General features: G+C 64.7%; 16 protein-coding genes. 10 read left to right on the top strand and 6 right to left on the bottom strand.

Annotated elements, in window-relative coordinates; translation table 11 throughout:
• Positions 1 to 26: 26 nt before the first annotated feature.
• Positions 27 to 287 (bottom strand): hypothetical protein, encoded by a 261-nt coding sequence (locus tag Pma05_RS40610; RefSeq protein ID WP_203862869.1) that lies wholly within the window; start codon positions 285 to 287, stop codon positions 27 to 29.
• An 8-nt stretch (positions 288 to 295) separates the two neighbouring features.
• On the opposite strand from Pma05_RS40610, the gene ybiA reads away from it, so the two are divergent.
• Together ybiA and Pma05_RS40600 are read left to right on the top strand one after the other, a co-directional pair.
• Entirely contained in the window at positions 296 to 871 is a 576-nt protein-coding gene (ybiA, locus tag Pma05_RS40605) for a riboflavin biosynthesis intermediates N-glycosidase (protein ID WP_203862868.1), read from the top strand.
• The gene (locus Pma05_RS40600) at positions 864 to 1,640 is read left to right on the top strand and encodes a hypothetical protein (protein WP_203862867.1); all 777 of its coding nucleotides are present in this window, start codon (positions 864 to 866) and stop codon (positions 1,638 to 1,640) included. Before ybiA ends, Pma05_RS40600 begins: the two co-directional genes overlap by 8 nt.
• A gap of 369 nt (positions 1,641 to 2,009) precedes the next feature.
• Here the strand turns inward: Pma05_RS40600 and Pma05_RS40595 are convergent, their stop codons facing one another.
• Positions 2,010 to 2,477, bottom strand: coding sequence for a nuclear transport factor 2 family protein (locus tag Pma05_RS40595; protein WP_203862866.1), 468 nt, complete (start codon positions 2,475 to 2,477; stop codon positions 2,010 to 2,012).
• 117 nt (positions 2,478 to 2,594) lie between these two features.
• Between Pma05_RS40595 and Pma05_RS40590 the strand changes: the two genes are divergently transcribed.
• Complete coding sequence (locus Pma05_RS40590) at positions 2,595 to 2,978, top strand: winged helix-turn-helix transcriptional regulator (protein WP_203862865.1); 384 nt, start codon at positions 2,595 to 2,597, stop codon at positions 2,976 to 2,978.
• Between the two features lie 890 nt (positions 2,979 to 3,868).
• A complete protein-coding gene (locus Pma05_RS40585) occupies positions 3,869 to 4,189 on the top strand; it encodes an RNA-dependent RNA polymerase family protein (RefSeq protein WP_203862864.1) in 321 nt (106 codons plus the stop codon).
• A 58-nt stretch (positions 4,190 to 4,247) separates the two neighbouring features.
• On the opposite strand, the gene Pma05_RS40580 is transcribed toward Pma05_RS40585, so the two are convergent.
• From Pma05_RS40580 to Pma05_RS40570, 3 genes are all read right to left on the bottom strand, one after another.
• The gene (locus Pma05_RS40580; RefSeq protein WP_203862863.1) at positions 4,248 to 5,000 is read right to left on the bottom strand and encodes a hypothetical protein; all 753 of its coding nucleotides are present in this window, start codon (positions 4,998 to 5,000) and stop codon (positions 4,248 to 4,250) included.
• A 67-nt stretch (positions 5,001 to 5,067) separates the two neighbouring features.
• Complete coding sequence (locus tag Pma05_RS40575) at positions 5,068 to 7,254, bottom strand: hypothetical protein (RefSeq protein WP_203862862.1); 2,187 nt, start codon at positions 7,252 to 7,254, stop codon at positions 5,068 to 5,070.
• The gene (locus tag Pma05_RS40570; RefSeq protein ID WP_203862872.1) at positions 7,251 to 8,015 is read right to left on the bottom strand and encodes a hypothetical protein; all 765 of its coding nucleotides are present in this window, start codon (positions 8,013 to 8,015) and stop codon (positions 7,251 to 7,253) included. Before Pma05_RS40570 ends, Pma05_RS40575 begins: the two co-directional genes overlap by 4 nt.
• A 270-nt stretch (positions 8,016 to 8,285) precedes the next feature.
• Between Pma05_RS40570 and Pma05_RS40565 the strand changes: the two genes are divergently transcribed.
• From Pma05_RS40565 to Pma05_RS40550, 4 genes are all read left to right on the top strand, one after another.
• Positions 8,286 to 8,756 carry a Pycsar system effector family protein gene (locus Pma05_RS40565; RefSeq protein ID WP_203862861.1) on the top strand — a complete coding sequence of 157 codons (471 nt, stop codon included), beginning with the start codon at positions 8,286 to 8,288 and terminating at the stop codon, positions 8,754 to 8,756.
• 73 nt (positions 8,757 to 8,829) lie between these two features.
• Positions 8,830 to 9,531, top strand: coding sequence for a Crp/Fnr family transcriptional regulator (locus Pma05_RS40560; protein ID WP_203862860.1), 702 nt, complete (start codon positions 8,830 to 8,832; stop codon positions 9,529 to 9,531).
• A 266-nt stretch (positions 9,532 to 9,797) separates the two neighbouring features.
• Positions 9,798 to 11,195 (top strand): recombinase family protein, encoded by a 1,398-nt coding sequence (locus Pma05_RS40555; protein WP_239314149.1) that lies wholly within the window; start codon positions 9,798 to 9,800, stop codon positions 11,193 to 11,195.
• A gap of 432 nt (positions 11,196 to 11,627) precedes the next feature.
• On the top strand, positions 11,628 to 12,572 hold the full coding sequence (locus tag Pma05_RS40550) for a hypothetical protein (RefSeq protein WP_203862859.1): 945 nt from the start codon (positions 11,628 to 11,630) through the stop codon (positions 12,570 to 12,572).
• Positions 12,573 to 13,299: 727 nt separating this feature from the next.
• Here Pma05_RS40550 and Pma05_RS40545 read toward each other — a convergent pair.
• On the bottom strand, positions 13,300 to 13,788 hold the full coding sequence (locus tag Pma05_RS40545; protein WP_203862858.1) for an Imm1 family immunity protein: 489 nt from the start codon (positions 13,786 to 13,788) through the stop codon (positions 13,300 to 13,302).
• 214 nt (positions 13,789 to 14,002) lie between these two features.
• Here Pma05_RS40545 and Pma05_RS40540 point away from each other — a divergent pair, with 214 nt between their 5' ends.
• Both Pma05_RS40540 and Pma05_RS40535 read left to right on the top strand, forming a co-directional pair.
• Complete coding sequence (locus Pma05_RS40540) at positions 14,003 to 14,194, top strand: helix-turn-helix domain-containing protein (RefSeq protein ID WP_239314148.1); 192 nt, start codon at positions 14,003 to 14,005, stop codon at positions 14,192 to 14,194.
• Between the two features lie 167 nt (positions 14,195 to 14,361).
• The gene (locus Pma05_RS40535) at positions 14,362 to 21,033 is read left to right on the top strand and encodes a polymorphic toxin-type HINT domain-containing protein (protein ID WP_275414824.1); all 6,672 of its coding nucleotides are present in this window, start codon (positions 14,362 to 14,364) and stop codon (positions 21,031 to 21,033) included.
• Positions 21,034 to 21,070: the final 37 nt, after the last annotated feature.

Below are 21,070 nucleotides of genomic sequence, written 5' to 3'. Positions count from 1 at the left end.
CCCTGGCGGTTGATCGGGCACGCACCCTACTGACCACCGGTGGCGGCGATGAACGAACCGTCTTCTGGTTGTTGGACGGCCTTACGCGCCGAACGGGATGTCTGCACATCAGCGAAATGATCTTCTGGCCCGTCGGCCGCTCCCGGACAGCCGAGGAATATCGACCACGCCTGGTCCTGCACGCCGATCAGCCTGCAGCAACGTCCTAGAACGAGCGTGATGCCGACAGCGAAGTGGCCGGTATCGGTGGTAATGGCGATGCGGTGGAACCTGCTGGTGCGGCACACTCGCTCGCATGGTCGCGTCAGTGAGCAGCGTCGCCGAGCTGACCGGCGAGGTACGTGCGGGTGCCCGGGTGAAGTTCCTGCTGTTCTGGGGCCACCAGCCGCAGCGCGACGGCAGCATCGGGGCCGGATGCTTGAGCCAGTGGTGGCCAGTGCCGTTCACCGTTGACGGGCTGCGCTTCGCCACCGCCGAGCACTACATGATGTGGCGCAAGGCCACCCTCTTCGGCGACCACGCGACGGCCACCGAGATCCTGACGGTGGTACACCCGCACGCGGCAAAGACCCTCGGCCGGCAGGTCACCGGCTTCGACCAGCAGATCTGGGAGCAGCACCGCTACGACATCGTTGTGGCCGGCAACGTGGCCAAGTTCGGCCAGCATTCGACGCTGCGCACCTACCTGCTCGGCACCGGCGAGCGGGTGCTCGTGGAAGCCAGCCCCCTCGACCGGATCTGGGGCATTGGCCTGGGCGCCGATCACCCACACGCCGCCGACCCCGCACGGTGGCGCGGGCTGAATCTGCTCGGCTTCGCGCTCATGCAGGCCCGCGTGCTCCTGCGCGAACAGGAACCGACCGATGGGTAAGCCGCCAGACCTCATCGCCGCCGAGCACGCACTGGGCAGCGTCGATGTCGAGCGGGTGCCCTGGTATGCGGCGGACTGGCTCGCCGCCGGGCACGACGGGCCGGCGCTGCGTGAACTGGCCGGACTCGACGGCAGCGACACCCGGCTGATCGGCGAACTGCTACCCGACGCCCTCACCGAGGTAGGCGTACCTGTTCCGTCCGCAGCGGAAGCTGCGGACACGTGGTTGGCCACACTGGCGCAACGACTGATCGACGGTGAGATCGACGAACGAACCGTCAGCGAGCACGTCTCGGCCTTCGTCTCCTGGCACCTAGACCTCGACGAGATCTGGCACAGCCCGTTCACCGACCTGCACGTAATCGTTGACGAATGGGATCAGGGCTGGGGTCGCGGCAACCAGGAACTGGCCGCGACGGTTCGCCAGCTATGCCGTGATCACCTATCCCGCGTACCGGCGTCGCCAGGGCTTGCTCTTATGAACCTGGCGCACAGCAGCGTAGACCAGCAAGCGGGTGGCCTTCGCCGGCTGCTCAACGAGTGGGACTTCATCGGCGGCTACAACCCGCAGACCAACGTCGACGAGTACGACTGCCTGATCGGACCGCTCCTGGCAAGACTGACCAAAGGTGCCGATGCGGATGATCTCGGCAATTACCTGTCGGTCGAGACCCGTGGCCACTTTGGGATCACCGTCAGCGACACCAGCATCCGAGCCTTCGCGCGACGCCTGCTGGCCTGGTGGGGCACCGACCAGAAGGCCCGCTGAACGCCGCAGCTGACATCCGCAGTGGGCTCATACAGTAGAGCCAGATTGGCGAAGGCCACGACGGCGTTGCCAAGACCGCACACATCACCGCTCCGACGGTCTTGTTACAGGGCCAACAGCAGATCCACCATCCATCGCACGTCGTCGGTGCAGAGTAGTCTGGCCACCCTCGTGCCGGCCGCGCTTCCTCCAACGGTCTCTGCCAACGAGGTGAGTGCCACCTAGCTGGGGGTGATGGCCGAGTTGGGCCGAGTTCGGGAACCCGAAGACACGCGAAGTGAACGAGAAACACGGCGACGATCTTCGGCGTGTCAACGTGATCGGGGTCGGTGGGTTCGGTAGGCCGGAGGATGAGGTACGAGACGTCCTTTAGAGCGACGATGGCTGCGCCCGTTGACGCGCTGCGGCCTCCAGGTCGCGGTTGCCCTCCTCGTACAGCACCCGCACACGGGAGGAACACAGTTTCCACCCACCGTCTCGCCGTTCGAGGCCGAGGGTGTAGTGGCAGCCGATCACCCAGATAGGGGCATCGGCGGCTTCGGTGATCAGGTGCGTGACACGGGCGTCGAACCGCGCCGTCCCCTCGATTTCTTCGCCCAGTTCGACCACGATCGGGCCCAGCAGGTGTTGCGTGGCATCGAAACCAGGAAGGAAACTCTGCAGGCCCGACACGAAATCGTTTGCGGACACCAGTTCCGGACCACCCTGTTTCGACGGGTAATCAAGATCGACGGAATCCGTCGCCAGTGCGCCGATCGTTTCCCAGTCATGCGCGTCCAGCGCATGAAAGAGCCGAGTCACCACTTCCGCGATCGCCATCTTCTCAATGGGTTGCACCACGTCGCTCCTCCGCTTGGATGTCGCCTGGACGGTTGTGACATGCCGTACCGATATCCGGGCCGGCTCCCGGCCCTGGCACGCTGGGATGTGCCGGCAACTTTAAGGAGGCCCTTCGTGGCTCACCAAACGGTCAGCTACCCAGCGACCGAGTTCCTGCACAGCTGCCCGGGCCCGGTGGTCGAGCCCGACCCGTCGTGCCCAGTAGAGATCACCCTCGCCGCGATACGCGGCCGGTGGACCGCCCTGGTCATCCTCGAACTGCTGCATGGCCCACGCAGCTTCAGCCAGCTCGCACAGGCCCTACCCACACTCTCCGACAAGGTCCTCACCGACCGGCTGACCCAACTGGTCGAGGCCGGCGCCCTAGACCGGCACCGCGAGCCGGGCTGGCCACCAAGAGTGCGCTACGCCCTCACCGAACGCGGCAGCGCCCTCGCACCGGTCCTGCAGGCGCTGTGGGAGTGGGGCTCGGCCACCACAGCCCCTCGGTTACGGTAGGCACAACCACAGTGCACGGCCAGACCACGTTCTGAATAGCGCTCCTGGGCTACTCTGCGCCCTGACCCAAGTAACAACCTGAACGGTTACCGAGTAGGAATGGACTAGGCATGGCAGGGGAACAGGAGCCGTTTTCGGCTCGCGGCCGAATGAGCCATTCCGGGTAAGCCCGTAGTCACCGGGAGTGCTGTCCGGAATCGATTGCGATAGACGGGAATCGCCATGTTAGGCAAGATCAACATATAGGGACGCGGAACTCCGATACGAAGTGATCCTCTCAGCTTGATCTTTAAGTGCGCCACGAGCGCGGAGAGTGAGGTCGATGTAGGGGATCTCATTTGATGCGGTGCTGTGCAGGAGATGAAGGTTTTGTGGCCCTTCGGCATCGCCCTGTGGGGGGGGAGATGTCAAACCGCCTCAAGCTGCGTTGGCTGAAGACCGTCGTGGTGAGCGTTGAGGAAAAGGCACGCTTGACGTGTCAGGTGGGGATCGGAAAGGCGAGCGTAAGCGAACCGCTATTGACGTGTCGAAAAAACAAGAAGATGACATCAAAACCGGTGCGGTTAAATGGTGCCGGGATGAGCCTGGCGGGTGCCCGCTTATTAGCCAGGCGGTGTCCGGCATGGAGGCGGCGCGAGTCCGGTCTGCGGCTTCTGCGTGGAACGTGGGAAGGTGGACGCCGATACGGCTCGCCAGCAAAGCTGGGGGAGCGAGAGGGAGCGCACCGGACGGCGGAAACCGTCAGGTGCTGAGTACCGATGCGGGGTCCGCTGGCGGACCGGCTCGTAGTAGTGGTGATGCCTGGTAATCGGGGTGGAGTGAAGGGGCCGACTCACCGCTGATCTGTTCGCGCGAACAACCGGCCGTGTGCCGGGAGGAAGCGGGTGAACATGTCAAGTCCGCAGGACAAGCCTTTTGACATTCCGAAACGACTGGTGTGGGAGGCGTACGAGAGAGTCAGGGCGAACAAGGGCGCAGCAGGCGTGGGCGGGCAGTCCATCGAGGACTTCGAAGCCGATCTGAGAAACAATCTGTACAAGATTTGGAATCGGATGTCATCGGGGACGTACTTCCCGCCGCCGGTAAAGGCGGTGGAGATCCCAAAGCCGGGGGGTGGCACAAGAGTGTTGGGTGTGCCAACTGTGGCTGATCGCGTGGCGCAGACGGTGGTCGCGCTGGCCTTGAAACCCCGAAGAGTCGATCTTCCATGACGACTTGTACGGGTATCGACCCAGAGGGCGTGGCCTGAAACAGCGGCCGGGCTACTTTCTATCGAACCTTATTCCTATGTGTCTCGATCAAGACATCGAACGCTTCCGCCTGTTCGAAAGGTTCTCCGTTACGGATCGTCTCATTCAGGAGGTCATGTACACGTCGCGTTTCCGCCTTCTGCTCAGCCACGAGTTTCTCGACCACCTTGGCGAGTTTTTCGCTGGTCATCTGGGCGGCCCCGTCGGCGATTGGGCTACCCACGAGCTTTTCCAGGACGGCCAGCCATTGTCGGCTGAGCCGCTCAGCGTACTGCGCCCGTTTGACATCCACGTCGTGTTCGCAGTCGATTTTAATCAGCTCCTCCCAGTACGGGCGGATGGTCTGCTTGACGTGTTCGTCGAGCTCCACCCAGACGTGGGGTCGGCAGGTGACCTCCATGCCGCCGCGTTCGTACCGCCAGGGATCCCCGTCAGCCAGCGCCCGCTGGATCTCGGCCTCCAGCTCACGTGCCCGGTGCGCGGGATGGTTGCGGGCACGGGCTGCAACAAACTGGGTGATCGCTCGGATGGCGTAGGGCATGAAATACTGCGCCAAGCCACCCAGCATCTCCCTGGGCAGGCCGTCGGACGACCAGATGAAGGTCGCGTGGACGTTGAAGCTGAAGACGTAGCCCCGGGCTGGTACCACGATCGGTTGTGCAAGACGACGTCGTTCGGTCAGCCGACCAGGCGGTGACGGGGGTGGCGTGATAGGAACGAACGCCGGTTCCGGTGGCGCCAGCGGGGGGAAGAGCCACCGCCAGAACGCCAACAGCCACCTTCCGAGTCGGCGCCACAGGCCGACGGGTGGGGTGTTCGCAGTGGGAGTGTCTGTCATGTCACCGGTCCCTCATCGCGAGTTCGATCCAGCCGGGTAGGCCCTCGTTGCAGAACTTGGGGTGTCGGGCCAGGTAGAAGCGCATTCGGCGACGGACGGTGGCGTCGCCCGCCAGTTCGCTAACCATCTCGCCTGCGGGCTTGCGGAGGTTGTCGTCGAGGTCCGCATGGGCCAACCAATCGCCGAGGACCGTCCAGCCAGCTGGTGAGGTTTGGCGGATCAGCAGTGCCACACGCCAGATCCGAGCGAGCGCTATGCCGTCGACATCGCGCGCGGCCAGCCGCTCCAGCAGATCAGGTGCGCCTCTACTTTCATAGGTGCTCTTGCCGGCCAAGGCGAGCAGGGCGTTGGCGGCGTGCCTCTGCAGCGGCGGGGCCTGTGCCCAGTCGGCAAGCTCGGAGATGATCTGGTGCGTCCGGTCGGTGGCGTAGAGCTGACTGACGGCCTCCGCTACCGAGCCCATGTTCTGCTGCATCCGGTCTTCGGCGATGCGGCGCAGATCTGCCAGGCTCCAGCTGAGGTCGGGCTGTTGCAGGCCGCTCGCGTAGACGAGCGCGGCGGCGTCGCGGTGGTGGTTGAGTCGACCGTTGGCCCACTCGCGCACCTTCTTTCGTACCCGCTGGGTGACGTGGCCGCCGAAGTCCGCAGTGACGATCGCCCAGGCGGCGGCTTGACGTAACCGGGGGCGAGGCGACGCCGCCCACCCGTCGATCAGGTCGCGGCACACTCGATCGAAGTCGTGGTGAGCGAGGAGACCGGCTACCTGGGCGGTCGCCCGGCGTACCAAATCGTCGTCGGATGCCGCCATGGTCTTGAGCCACTTGAGTAGAGCGGGTCGAGTGCTGTCGAAGTCGTGCCAGGCGACGTCGATGATGGCACCGCGCATCTTGGGGTCCCGTAGCCACGCCAAGCGGGAGGCACCTCCGCGTGACTGGGCCCTTTCTTGTCCTTCCTGCCAGTCCTCCCTCAAAGGCCCGAGGAGTTCGATCACCGGGTGCTGCAGTGCCATCCGACCCCACTCCGGCCGGTTGGCTTCGCCGTCGATCTGCTCCAGCAGCAGATCTGCCGCCTCAAAGACGCAGTGCAGCGGCAGGCGGTGGAAGACGGCGTACGACATCCGGAAAGCCCGCTCGTGCTGGTCGGCGCGCCGGTGTCGTCGGTCTGCCTCTGCACGCCGAGACCGCAGGATGTCGGCTGCATGTTCGCGGCGCCTCGGCTGAGACAGAGCCAGGATTTCCTTCATCGCGGACTCATCAACGGGATGACGCTTCGCGATGGCACTGGCGATCGCGACGGCCTCCCGTGGTCCATTAGTGGCGTCCAGAGCCTCGCCGAGCTCCGTAGTCTGTAGGTACCAGTCGATCTGCTGCTCGCCTTGCGCGCTTGTCAGGTGCCAGCGCTCGTATAACAGGTGGCGCAGGTGGTGACGGAAGACCTCACGGGGCAGGGGTCGCTGGTGGCGTACCTCAGCGCTGTGCCGTACTTTCGCGCGAAAGTCGTCATCCGTGATCAGCAGCAGCGAGGCCGAACGCTGGCGGAAGGTGTCGGCGAGACGGCGCATGACGGTGACGTGTCTGTCACCGGCCAACCGGAGGACGTAGCCGTGATCCTCAGCGATGCAGTCCGGGTCGCGGACGATGACGTCAGGCTCGACGTCCGCAGGCAGCAGCACCTCGCGTACCCGGTCGGCACGGTGGTGTCTTGCCAGGGCGGCACAAGCCGTGCTGAATCTGCCTGTGTTCGACAATCCCGTCAGGCAGGCCGTGGAGCGGTGGTTCAGGACCGCGGCGAGGGGCTCGTCAGCGGCGCTGTACGCGTACACTTTCAGCAGGTCGGGCACTGCTGGAAGGTGCCGGATGATCGGTTTGGCCGGTGGTTGACCCTCGTAGGTCACATAGACGGTGTTGTTGTCCCCGAACGCCGCTGGCCCGTGCGCGTTTATGTCGGCGTAGGAACTTCCGGCGAACTGGTCACCGTACAACTCCTCGCCGACCTGCGGATCCATCCACAACGAGTCAGGCTCGATCGTCTCATCCGGTTCGCTGTCTGACGTGTCGCGGTCATCTATCGGCTGGGCTGGAGCCTCCGACACGGCCGCGAGCTGTGGGACCGGATCGTCCTGAAGCTCAGCCTCTGCACTGGCTGACGGGGCGGAAGCCCCGTTTGACGACAGCGGATCCTCGTTCATCGACGGGGCCACCTCGGATCGACTATGTCCTGAGGGCTGTTCGTAGAGACGATGTTGCCGTTACCGTAGGCCGTCGGCCCGTGTGAGGTGATGTTGTGAAACACCTGGCCGCCGCCGGCCGTGCCTGGCACAGGACGGTCCCTGCGGTTAACAGTGCCATCGTCGGGATGATCTTCGGCCTGTCCCAGACGTTCGTGGTCCATCGGTCGTCGACCAGCCGCGTTCTCGCCGGGGACGTAGATCCAAGCGGGTGCTTCGAACTTCTTGTCGGGCAGGCTGGCCATTACCCGGAGGAAATGCTCCGGCCGTAGATCTTGGTAGTGCCGAACGACGTCCTGGTAGATGCGGTCCGAGACGATGAGCGCTGCTTCCGCACCAGGGAAGCGCCGCAACGCGTTCTTGAGTTGAGGCGAGTCCACCAGCCGGCAGACGTCCACGACGGCGTCACCGGGATAGCCGTTGGCGCCGTCGAGGTGGACCGGGCCCTCGTGCACGGCAAGACGCAATCGAACCCGAGCCTCGGGTGCCAGGCCACGGTTGTGCTCCCGCAGCAGCCGGTCGATGAGCGGTGTAAGCCGGGTGGCAACAACTCTCTCGCTGGTTCCGGCAGGCAGGATCGCGAGTTGACCGTCACCGCCCTGCTGGACGCGCCACTTGGCGCGGTCGAGCCCCGCCTCATCGCAGGCGCTTTGCATGATCTTTTGCAACGCCTGCTGTGCCCGGTACTGCAGGACGTTGTCTCGGACGCTGTAACTCTCCATGTCTACGGCGACAAGAACCCGCCGGTGCGGATCTGCGAAGTCGGCCACCCGTTCAACCCTTCAATCAGTAACTCGAACAGTCACGTCCATCTCTACCGGCCGCCAGCAGAGAAGACTCCATACAAGTACGGGTTGTCGCGTTCATGGCTGCGGAACGAGAACCGATACTTGGACGTCCTGCACACCGTCATGGTCCCGTTTCCTGGGGGCATGGGAGCTTCTTGCCAACCGCGCATACCCTCGACCCTCGACCCCTGGCGTGACCTTCAGGTGGGCCTGGCCACCGCCACGTCGCTGCAGACGTCCATCCGTCACGCCGACACCAAGGCCGCCACGCTCCTGGCAACGGAAGGTGCGGTGGCCACTGCGGTGACCGAACCCGCCGCGTCGCTACTGTCCGCGGGTACCACCGTGTCGGTTGCAGGGACGGTGCTACTAGTCGGCCTGCTGACCGGGCTGTCGGTCGCCTCTTGGCACCTCATCCGTGCGATGCGTCCGCAGTTGGTCGGCGTCGCCGGTGACAACAGATTCGGCTTCCCTAACCTCGCAAGGGCCGGCAGGCGACCGACTGCAGCCGATGTGCGTCAGCAACGGAACGAAGCGTGGGAGTTTGTCTCGACGCTTGCCCTGATCGCGATGGGTAAGCACACCCGGGTCCGCAAGAGTCTGCCGTGGCTCGCCATGTCCCTGACAGCAGCTGGCCTGGTGATCGTCATGGGGCTGGCCCTGTCCGTAGCGTAATGACCACAGTGGGAGCATCCTGTAGCGAGAACTGAGCTATGCGTGAGCGCCGAGCCGTACCAGGAGGTTGCACGTGTCAGACCAGCGGTGGCTGCCCGGAACTCTGCTCGGCCGCCTCGACACAGCGGCACGCAGTCGACTGCTGTCCATCGGCGTCCGGCGCTGGGTCGACGCGTCGCAGGTCGTCCTACACGAAGGAGCCACCGAATCCCACATCGTCCTGCTCGATGACGCTCTCGCGAAGGTCACCGCCGCCATGACGAACGGACGCCAAGCCCTCCTGGCCATCCGCGTGCCCGGTGACATCATCGGCGAGATTTCCGCCCTGAACGGCACACCGAGAACCGCGACGGTCACGGCCTGCAGGCCGTCCATGATCCGCATCATCCACCGTAGCGAGTTCCGCGCGTTCCTGCGCAGCAACCCGGAGGCGGCCATGGAAGTCGCCGGCATCGTCGCCGACCGACTGCGCTGGGCCAATCGCCGGAGAGTCGACTTCGCGTCCTACAACGTCAAGGTGCGACTGGCCCGGGTCCTCTGGGAGATCGCCACCGCATACGGAAGACGTGATCCGAGTGGTGTCGTGATCGACATCCGACTCACCCAGGCAGAGCTGGCCACCCTCTGCGGCGCGGCGGAGATCAGCCTGCAGAAGGCCCTACGCGCTCTGCGTTCGGCGGGCATCCTCGACACCGGCTACCGAGCGATCGTCGTGCGAAACATCGAAGAACTGCGCCTTGCCGCCACGGACGGGGGCCAAGAACCCATCACGTAGAGCTGAGGTTAGGTCCATTGCCCGCACAACATCGATGCCCAACGGCGCCCACCAGATGACCAGGCTTGACATGCTGGTATAGATGCACGCCAGCAGCTGAAGTTCACTCACTCCGGTGGAACGATGATCACCTGGCGTCGATTTACGCCGGACGGTTCCGTTCGGCTGGTCGAGGCCGTTGCCAAGCGTCCGGGCGGCGGGCGGCGCCTGTGGAGGCGGACCGTCTGTCCGCCTATATCACAGGAATTCTTCGGTATAAATGTCGCGTGTCGGAGGATCAGAGTGAAGATCTCGAAGATTCTTTGGCCCGGTGGTTGAACGAGCAGTCGGAGGCAGGTGCCCAGTCGCGCAGCCACCGACAGGGCGGTCTGCGGTTTGCGTTCTACGGTCGGATGTCGACGGTCGAGCACCAGGACCGGGTGACGTCCCGGCACTGGCAACTGGACTGCGCCACCGAACTCGTCGCCAATCACGGGGCGATCGTTACCGAGTACTTCGACGTCGGCTGCTCCCGCCGCCGAAGCTGGCGGCACCGCCCTCAGTCCACGGCGCTATTGGCCAGGCTTGGCGATCCTCTTCGCGGGTTCGACGCGATCGTGGTTGGCGAGTACGAACGAGCCTTCTCCGGGAACCAACTGCTGAACCTGATGCCGCTGCTCGAACAGCACGAAGTGCAACTATGGCTAGCCGAGACGGAGGGGCCCGTCGACCGCCACAATCCGACCCACCAAGCGTTGATCATGCTCCTGGGCACCCAGTCAAAACGCGAGGTGCAGCGTTCCCGGTACCGAGTTATCACCGCGATGCGCGCTCAGGCGCGGGAGCAGGGGCGCTACCTCGGCGGCAGGCCACCCTACGGCTACCGGCTCATCGACGCCGGTCCCCACCCCAATGCGGCAGACGCTCGATGGGGTCGCCGACTTCAGCGTCTCGAACCCGACCCGGCCACGGCCGCACACGTACGGCGGATGTTCACCCAAAGATTGGCTGGCTACAGCCTGGCGGGCATTGCCCGCGCCCTGAACGACGCTGCCGTCGCCTGCCCGTCCGCCGTCGACCCCAGCCGCAACCACCACCGCGCCGGAGAGAGGTGGACCCTTCGAACTGTCGCGGCGATCCTTGCCAACCCCCGCTACACCGGCCGGCAAGTATGGAACCGGCAACGCACCGACGTCGACACCACCCACGATGGACCCGACGCATGCGGAACCATCCGCTGGAATCCCACCAAAGACTGGGTGGTCTCCAAACAGCAAGCCCACATCGCGCTGGTCACCGAGCAGGACTTCATCGCCATCCAGGCGATCCGCGCCCATCGGAGCACCCACGACGGCACCACCCGCAGCTACCTGTTCACTGGCCTGCTGCGCTGCGGTCCATGCGGCCGGAGAATGGAATCCCACTGGGTCAACCAGCGCCCCGGCTACCGATGCGGCCACACCAGTGCCCAACGACGCGCCAGCCGGCGTCCCAAGATCCTCTACCTGAGGGAGGACCGCATCATCGCCAGACTAGCCGACCATCCGAGCATCGCCGGAAAAGCCAGCAGTCCAGACGAACTGGCCACGTTCCTACGCGCCAACAGGATTGCCGTCGTCTGCGATCAAGAGCGCTGCGCACCAACCACGGGCGCATTCGCGCAGGTCAACCCACGAGATCCATGATCGATATGTGGTAATTATGTGTCCGAGGGGGATTCGGCCACACGTACCCAGCACACCTGCCGGAAACAGGTGTTCATGCGTTGACGGTAGGCGCAGCAGACCGCCAACGCAACACTCCGACAGCGTGGCCGTGTGACTCTCGGAACCAGCGGCTGCCAGCCGCCCGTGACGCGCCGACAGCGAGCGCGGCCTCAACGCTGGCGAGCCCACTACTTGGAGGTCTTCCACCACCGGCAACGCCGCCAACAGCAGCTCGCCGGGCATCCTCAGCCCTCTCGAGTGTGGGAGCGTCCGACCGATGCCCCCTGCCCGTTACAGAAACCCACCACGACGGGCTCCACCAAGTCCGTGGAGATTGGAGACTCCACAAACGCGGGAGGACCTCATCGGTGGCGGCCGGGGTGACGGTCGTAACGCATACTTGACGCTTGATTGCCCGACGACATATGGCTGGAGAGCATGAGCGCCCCTGATCCCAACTACATGATCAAGTACTGCAAGGAGCAACTACCCGCCCTACTGGCGGATGCGTGCGAGGTGGACGTGGACCTCGCGCACCAGATCGGGGAGGACGTCCTGTCGCGGGCGGAGGCGTTCGCGACGTTGTCGACACGGGAACAGGACGTTCTGATCGCGCCGTTTGTGGAGGAGGTGTTCGATCATGAGCCGCTCGACGCACCACTTCATCTCCGAGCGAAGGTCACCGTGGTCGTACGCAACAGTCTCCTTGAGCAGGCACACCATGCCGGGCCGCTGGCATCGGGCATCATCGCCGTGACCGAGTATGCCACTGGACCGCTGTCGCACTTCCTCGCGTCACGGCAGCGTGAACCGATCGACTACGCTGGCCAGAATCCTTTTAACGGACTGGCCGCGCAGTATCCTCGAGCATGGGCCTGCCTGAGCGCCTTGACGGACGTCTTCATGGATGGGGGCCGGCAGGCCCTGAAACTTCCGGCGGCCTCGATGCCACAGCTTCCCTCCGGGGATGAGGTGGCCGCAGAGCCAGGTTTCACTCGTGAGGGCACGACCACCGCCACCGTGTTTAGCGCGATCGATCCGCGGTTTGATCGGTGGATTCTTGATTTGCTACAGCAGGCATCCGATGGAGACTTCGTCTTGTGCACGTCGGCGCTCAGTCGGTACTCGCGAAGCAGCGCGAAGCTGCATAGGGTTTTGGAGTACTTGCTGGCACATAGCGCAACTATTCTGACCACGAACTACCTGATCAGGCCCAAGGATGTGTGGGTGCGTCGAGGCAGTCTGGTCAAGCCCAATAGCGAGGATCCATATGCTGGGCTGGCCCAAACTCGCGGCCTCACCGGTGCCCATCGTAAGCTCGCCGAAAGCGTTACCGCCCAGCTTCGCGTCTCGTGACGCTGCGCAGTATGCACGGGCGCGACGACGAAAGCAGCAGTCCTACTGTGACAGCGACCTCACCGGCCGACGCGGGTCTATCTAAAGGTCGACTCACGGGCGATCAATCTCTGGGATGAGGGGACGCGATCCGGCCGAGGAGATGGCCCAGGCATAGTACAGCCTGATCGCTAACCGCCTGGACGACCTCGCCGCCGAGCTACTGGCCGGCGCCGCCTACCAGTGGGCCAGCCCGGCCACGCACACGCGCGATGAGCTGCATGCACGGGTGCAGCGAGAAAGTACCCGGCAGTGGCCCTCTGCTGGCCCGTTCACATACCGGTCGCCTACGGCGACCCGAATACCTCAAGTTGACCGCCTCGATCCTCGTGCGGTTGGGCGCTGTCGGCTGGCTGGTCGCAGGGTAGGCGACTGTTACCGGGCGTTACCAAGCGTTACCAGACGCCGATCCGGAGACCGACACCGCAGACGGTCAAGCCTTACCGTTCGCCAGAGAACACGTTGGTTTGCCGTAGAGAACGAGTAACGAGGACCGCTCGTTCACCGGATCTGGACTGGGCGCTCCCGCGGGGAAGGAACAGCCGGGGCCTTGGTTGTTCCTTCGCGCTCGGCCGCCACTACGCAGTGAACATGAGCAGGGGAACAAGTGCCTGGAGTGTGCCACCAGCAGCAGCATCGGGCTCGGTTGCCGTTGCCAGCGGACCGGGTTCGGCCGGAGACGTACTGGTCAGCCGGCGACCCACGCGAGCGATGGTTGCTGGCCGGTACGGAGGTACTCGCGGGCGGCCTCGCGGGCGCGCTCGGGAGTGATGCGGGTGCGTTCGGGCGGCATTTCGGTCCAGTCTCCGTAGAAGTCGAACGCGATAGCTTCGGACGCTGGGGGCAGGTCGGGGTCGGTGGCGTAGCGGTTGCCGCTGCCGTGGGGCTGGCTGCGGTCGAGCCAGTCGACGAAGGACCGTTCGGGGTGCCCTATCCCGATCATGATGGCGCCATGCCGCCCGGGTTGATGGATCTGCACCGCGTACGTGACCAGGCCCGCAGAGGCAGCCGTCGGGAAGGTTCTTCCCACGCGGCTCACGCCTCGCGGCCAACGGAGCCTCGAGAAGGCGACCGTAGCGGTCTGGTCAGTCGAGGTCAGGATGCGGTCAGGATGCTGGCCGGCATGACCGAGACCGAGCAGGCGGACGCGTTCCGAATCCTGCAGAGGATGGTCCATTCCCTGCGCGATGGCAACGACGGTGCATAGCTCGTTTCCCGTCGCGCGTCTCGTCGGGCCCGGATACGGCTAGGGGTGCGGGCGAGCGGGGAAATCCGTCCAGGCGACCTCGAAAACCCGGTGCGAGCGGGCGGCAGCGGGGGGTGTTCGTCCGGCAGGTGTCGCTGGCCGACGGGCAGCGGTTGCGACGGATTACTCGGGCCGCGAAGGACCGGTGAGGCTGCGGCGGGCGATCGTGGTGCTGATGTCCGCCCAGGGCCAGCCGGGGCCGGACATCGGCCACCTGCTGAAGGTGCCCGAGGACGACGTCTGGGACGTGATCCACGCGTTCAACGATGGAGGGTTCGCGTCGGCCAGGAGTTCGCGTTCGCCCTCTGCTGTCCAAAGTGGTCTGACGAAGCGTTGAACTACGCGTTTGAATATTGACACGGACTGTGATCGCATCGATACTCGTGGGACCTGCTGATCAACTGGCCCACGGGGGTTCGCGTGTCTACGCACCGTAAGGCTTCTGCGCGCCGTCGCGCCCGTTTTCTGTCGTCGTTGCTTGTGGGGTCGTTGCTGGCTTCGTTGGTGGGTGTGGTGCCGGCGGTGCCGGCGGCGTTGGCGGCGGAGCCGGGTGGGCGGGAGCGTCCGGCGCGGGTGTCGTCGGCGGCGACGAAGCCGAAGCCGTTGCCGGTGATGCCGGTTTACACGGGTCAGTCGGTGAAGTGGCCGTCCCGGGGTTCTGCGGTGGTGGACCTGCCGCTGTCACCTGACCGGTCGCGACGTCTGCCGGGGTCGGTGAAGCCCGGTGGTCTGCCGGTGACGGTGACGGCGGTGGACGACGTGGGTCTGGATGTCCTGTCGAGTCGGGCGTTGGCGGATGCGGCGGACGCGTCGGAGTTGCCGGGCAGGGTGCGGGTCGAACTTCTCGATCGGGAGGTGGCCGGGCGCGTGGGCGTGCCGCTGGCGTTGAAGGTCGAGCGCGCTGATGCCGGCATCGGTGGCCGGGTGGAGCTTCGGGTGGATTATTCGGCTTTCGCGCATGCGTATGGGGGTGATTGGGCGTGGCGGCTGCGTCTGGCGACGATGCCGGCGTGTGTGTTGGTCAGCCCGGAGGTTGAGCAGTGTGGGCAGGTCGGTTGGCTTGACTCCGTCAATGACGGTGAGGCTGGTGTGATCACCGCTGAGGTCGAGTTGCCTGTCAGGCCCGCCGGGGTGACCGGAGAGGGCCAGAAGGCGGGTGCCGAGGTACCGGCCGGAGACGTTGATCGACTGGTGGTGTTGGCTGCCAGTGGCTCTTCCACTGAGACGGGGGACTTTTCGAAGTCGGACTTGGAGGAGTCCTCGACGTGGGCGGTCAGTGGTAACTCGGGTGATTTCACGTACTCGTATCCAATGGCGGCGCCGCCGGTGCCGGGCGGTCTGGTGCCGGAGGTGGGTCTGGCGTACAGCTCGGGGGCGGTGGATGGGCAGACGGCGGGATCGAACACCCAGCCGTCGACGTTTGGTGAGGGTTGGAATTACACTCCTGGCTTCATCGAGCGGACCTACCGGCCGTGTGCCGACGATTCGGAGCCGGCACTGTCGCCGTACTGGACGGCGCTGGCCGCTACGGCGGACCTGTGTTGGCGGCAGCCGAACGCGCAGGTCACGCTCAACGGCACGGTTGGTGAGATTGTGCTGGCCAGTGACGGGAAGTGGCGGCTGGCCGACGATGACGGGTCGAAGGTCGAGTTGCTGACCGGTGCCTCGAACGGCGACGACAACGGTGAGCACTGGAAAATCACCACGACGGACGGGACGCAGTATTGGTTCGGTCGGCAGACTCTGCCGAACGGTAAGGGGAACACGAACTCCGCTCCGGTGGTGCCGGTGTTCGCCAACCATTCGGGTGAGCCGTGTTTCAGTTCGTCGTCGGCGTCTGAGTCTCGGTGTCAGCAGGCGTGGCGGTGGATGCTCGACTACGTTGTGGACCGTAACGGCAACGAGATCTCGTACTGGTACGATCGGGATACGGTGCGTACCGGGTTGATGAACTCGGCGTCGACGACGGCCGCCTACCACCGTGCGGTGCACCTGAATCGGATCGAGTATGGGACCCATACTTCTGATGGGTCGTCGGTGGCGGCGCCGGCGCGAGTGGTGTTCACTAACTCCGATCGCTGTGTGACCATCTCCTGTGGTACGCGGAACGAGACGAACTGGCCGGATACACCGTGGGATCTGGAATGCCTGGCCGCGCCCTGCTCGAATAATCTGGCGCCGACGTTCTGGTCGAGTAAGCGGGTGTCGAAGATCGCGACCCAGGTGCTGAAGAGTGGGACGTACTCGCCGGTGGACGAGTGGGCGATAGGACACTCTTTCCCGACGGCGTCGTCGCCGGTGCTGTGGCTGTCCAATATCGAACACAGTGGCAAGAGTGGCGGGGCGGTGACTCTGCCAAAGCTGTTGACCTTTGGTACGAAGACGCAGAACCGGGCGGACTACGATCCGGCCGGTACGATGAAGTCGCACGAGAAGTACCGCATCACAAGGTTGCAGACGGAGACGGGCGGCCAGATCGACGTTACCTATGCGGGCAACGACACCGGGTGCACGTTCGGTGGTGCGTTCCCGGATCCCGACCAGAACTCCAAGCGTTGCTTTGCGCAGTATTACACCAATCCGTCGGGTGAGACCGGCTGGTCATGGTGGCATAAGCGGATCACGACCAAGATTGTCGAATCCGACCTGGTCGGTGGCTCCCCGCCGATCACCACCGAGTACGGCTATTCGACGGAGAACTCCTCCAGCAGCGTGCTGTGGGGGCTGTCGAAGGGCGCGGCGGTGTGGGGGGCGTCGTTGCCTAAGCGGTCCTGGTCGGAGTGGGCGGGCTACACCAACGTCATCGTGCGGAAGGGTAACCCGACCGCCGGTACCAGGTCCCAGACGGATTACCTGTATCTGCGCGGCCTGGATGGTGACGTCATCGATACCGGAACCCGCTCGGTGAGCGTCACTCCGTTCGACTCAGTGGTTGGTGGTGGAGCGGCATGGGATACCGAGTATCGGCGTGGGCATCTGCTCAACGAGCGGATCTACGACCATGCCGGCGGCACCGTGGTGCAGCTTGTCAAGCATGATCCGTGGGCTGTCACCACGGGCACCCGGACGTTGTCGACGGCTTGGGCAGTTCCGAACGTCCACAAGTCCTACATCACTCGGACGAAGGTCGAGACCCGGTGGGAGTGGGTCGACGGCGCCTGGTCGCAACGAGCCCGGGTCGATACCAGCTTCGACGCCACGTACGGGCGGGTCCTCACGGTCTCCGACGAGGGTAATTCCGCCGATGGTGACGAGACCTGTACCACGTACGGGTACGCCGACAACGCTACCGGGTACAAGTACGAGTTCGTCAAGCAGCGGACGGATCGGGCGGAGGGTTGCGAGGAGACCCCGGGCGCCCTGCTGGGCGACACCCGCTACTACTACGACGGTCTGGCCCATGGTGGGGCGCCGGGTCGGGGCAACGTGACCAAGACCGAGAACTACGTCGACGGGGGCTGGCAGGTCGCGTCACAAAATGTGGTCTACAACCCGCATGGTCAGATCACCTCGTCCACCGATGCCCTGAACCGAACCACCACGACCGTCTACACCGAGAACGCGGACAGGCTGAACACCCAGGTGGCGGTCACCAACGCGGCCGGGCACACCACGACGACCACTCTCGATGTCTCCCGTGGTCTGCCGTTGACGGTGGCTGACCCCAACACCAAGGTGACCACCGGTACCTACGACCCGTTGGGCCGGTTGTTGACCGTCACCAGGCCGGGCAATTCCACGGGCACTCCGGATGCGGCCTACACATACACCGTGTCGCAGACAACGCCGTCGTGGATCCGGACGAGGGTGTTGGGCCCGAACGGGAACCAGATCGAGTCGTACGACATCTACGGCGGGCTGTCACAGCATCGCCAGACCCAGACGGTCGGGGCGGATGGCAAGCGGATCATCACCGAGCGGGTGTTCGACGAGCGGGGCCTGACGGTAAAGGAGTCCAGCTTCTGGAATACCGACTCCGGACCGACGTCGACCCTGGTGACGGCGGCGGACTCGGTGATCGAGCGGCAGACCCGGTTCACCTATGACGGCCGTGGTCGGCAGACAGCGGCCGAGAGTTGGTCACTGGGGCAGTATTTCTGGAAGACGACCACCTCCTACACCTGGAATTCCACCACTGTCGTACCACCGGCGGGCGGGTTCCCGACCCGCGAGATCGTTGACGATCGTGGCCAGGTCGTGGAGAAGCGCCAATACCGCACCTCGGACACCGATGGCGCCTATGACAGCACCGAGTATGACTACAACCTGCGCGGTGAGTCGACCTCGGTCACCGATCCGGCCGGCAACACCTGGAGCTACGCCTACGACCTGCTCGGTCGCAAGAGCCAGGCGGTCGACCCTGACGCGGGTACCACACTCACCGAGTACTACAGCACCGGCACGGTGAAGGCGACGACGGACGGGCGGGGCAAGAAGCACTACCACCAGTACGACAACCTCGACCGCCACACTGAGATCCGGGAGGACAGCCCGACCGGGCGGGTGGCGGCCCAGTGGACCTACGACACCGTCGCCATCGGCCAGTTGAGCAGCGCCACCCGATACGACACGGACGGGCTGGCCTACACCACCAGCGTCGGCTCGTACGACGACGGCTACCGGCCGCTGTCATCGACGGTCACCATTCCCGCGTCAACCAGCAACGGAGCCCTAGCCGGCACCTACACCACGGGAATGACCTACAAGGTCAACGGTGCGGTCGCGACCGTCACCCACCCCAGTGTCGGAGGGCTGCCCGCCGAGACTCTGACCTACAACTACCTCAACCAGGGCCTGCTCGACTCGATGAGTTCCGCTCAGCAGACCTACCTCGCGGACGTCGAGTACGCCTACGACGGCCTGGCGTACCGCACCTACCTGGGCAACGCGGGGAAGCGGGTCCGGGTCACCACGCAGCACGACACCGGACACCGTCGCCTGACCAACATCCAGGTCGACACGGAAAACCAGACCAGCCCCGGTAACTGGGACGACAAGTACACCACCGAGTACGGGTATCGGGACAACGGGCTGATTGCCGCCATCGCCGGCAAGACCAACGCCACCCGCGACCAGGTCGAGTGCTTCACCTACGACTACCTGCAACGGTTGACCGAGGCGTGGACCGAAACATCCTGGACCTGCGCCACCCCACAACGCGCGGGCGCGGATCCGTACTGGCGGCAGTGGACCTTCGACAAGGTGGGCAACCGGCTCACCCAGACCGACAAAGACCCCGCCGGCGACACCGCCTGGACCTACACCACCCCCGCAGCGGGACAACCCCGCCCGCACACCGTCACCGGCGTGACCGCGACCGGTCCCAAAGCCGGCACTCCGACCCGGGCCTTCACCTACGACGCCGCGGGTAACACCCTCACCCGCACCACCGAGACCGGCGCCAGCCAAACCCTCACCTGGACCCCGGCCGGTCAGCTCGGCACACTGACCGAGAACGGGCAAACCACCAGCTACCTGTATGACGCCGATGGCAACCGGCTCATCTCCAGGGCACCAGGCAAGACCACCCTCTACCTCGGCGGCACCGAACTCGCCCTCGCCACTGGCAGCAGCCAACCCGACGGCACCCGCTACTACAACGGCTACGCCGTCCGCGACGTCACCGGCCTCAAGTGGGCCGTCAACAACCACCAGGGCACCGGCCAGATCCAGATCGATGCTGACACCTTGGCCTGCCAACGCCGCCGCAACATGCCCTACGGCGAAGACCGCGGCACCACCCCAACCCCCTGGCTCGGCACGAAAGGCTTCGTCGGCGGTATCCGAGACGACACCAGCCTGGTCCACCTCGGCGCCCGCGAATACGATCCCACCCTCGGCCGCTTCATCAGCATCGACCCGGTCATGGACCTGACCGACCCCCAACAGATGCACGGCTACAGCTACGCCAACAACAACCCCAGCACCCTCAGCGATCCCGACGGATACCGACCCCTCGCCACCAACGGCGGCTACGAGGAGGACCGCTACTGGAGCAGCGGCGGCGGAAAGGGTACCAAACTCGCCAAGAACCCGAAGACCAATAAGTGGGGTGTAGTCAAGAAAAAGCCCACTGCTCCGAAACCGCCGCCCAAAAAGAAGCCGGCCATCATCCTTGGGGACAACGTAATCGGGGCGCCGGACCGCAAGGCACTCGAGGACGCGATCAACAAGTGGTCCATCGACGGTGCGGGGCTTGGCCTTGGGGACAAGGAATACTACGTAGGCTTTAGGATTTGCCAGGAGCACGCCGACTGGTGCTCGCAGTGGGCTCTCGAAAACGCGGAGTGGGTCGGGCAGATCGACGGCTTGGGCTACTACGAGCAAAGCATGGCCTCAGATCCGTTCTTCAACCTGTTCGAGAGCCTGCAATCGGCTCCCGGCGGTGGGAAGGGCCGGGGTCGTTCCGGGCCAGGAGGAGGCTGCTTCCGCAGCTTCGCGGCAGCCACCCAGGTCCTCATGGCCGATGGCAGCACCAAAGGCATCGAAGACATCAAGGTCGGCGACCTCGTCCTCGCAACCGATCCAGAGACCCAAGAGCACGGGTCGCGTGAAGTAACCCACGTCTGGGTGCACGGGGACCAACTCGTAGACCTCAAGCTGGCCAACGGTACCAAGATCACAACTACCGAAGACCACCCCTTCTGGAACCATACCGACCAACAGTGGCAAGACGCCCAACACCTCGACCAGGGCGACCTGCTCCTGACCGCCATAGGCGGAAGCGTGCCCGTCGTCGGCCTGCTGGATGCAACCGCGACCTTGGGGGCCGCCTACAACCTTACGGTCGACGACATCCACACGTACTATGTGCTTGCCGGCACCACGCCGGTGCTCGTACACAACTGCGGTGGGCGTTGGAAATTGGGCGAGGATTACTCTAAGCCCGATAAAAATGGCAACCCGCCCTCCATGTCCACCATGCGTAAGCGGTTCTGGAAGAATGAGGCGGCGGAGCCGGCAGCCGCAGACCAATATGGACCTGCGAACATCGGTCGTATGAAGCGCGGACTGGCCCCACAGCGGCAGCGCCCGGACGGATCGTGGGAGCCAATGGAGCTAAGCCACGAGCCTATTCCCGAGCGGGATGGTGGTATGGTGCTAACACCACGGTGGCCAGAGGATCACGTCCTCATGGATCCGGGTGGGTATCGTAGGCTCCCACCCGGCTATTAAGGCCGCGAAGTGAGCGCGGCACTGGGGTGCTCTGGAT

Origin of the sequence: Plantactinospora mayteni (assembly GCF_016862935.1) — a bacterium.
Classification (GTDB): domain Bacteria; phylum Actinomycetota; class Actinomycetes; order Mycobacteriales; family Micromonosporaceae; genus Plantactinospora; species Plantactinospora mayteni.
The sequence above is the reverse complement of the archived record's forward strand: the minus strand, read 5'-3'. Positions and strand labels throughout refer to the sequence as shown.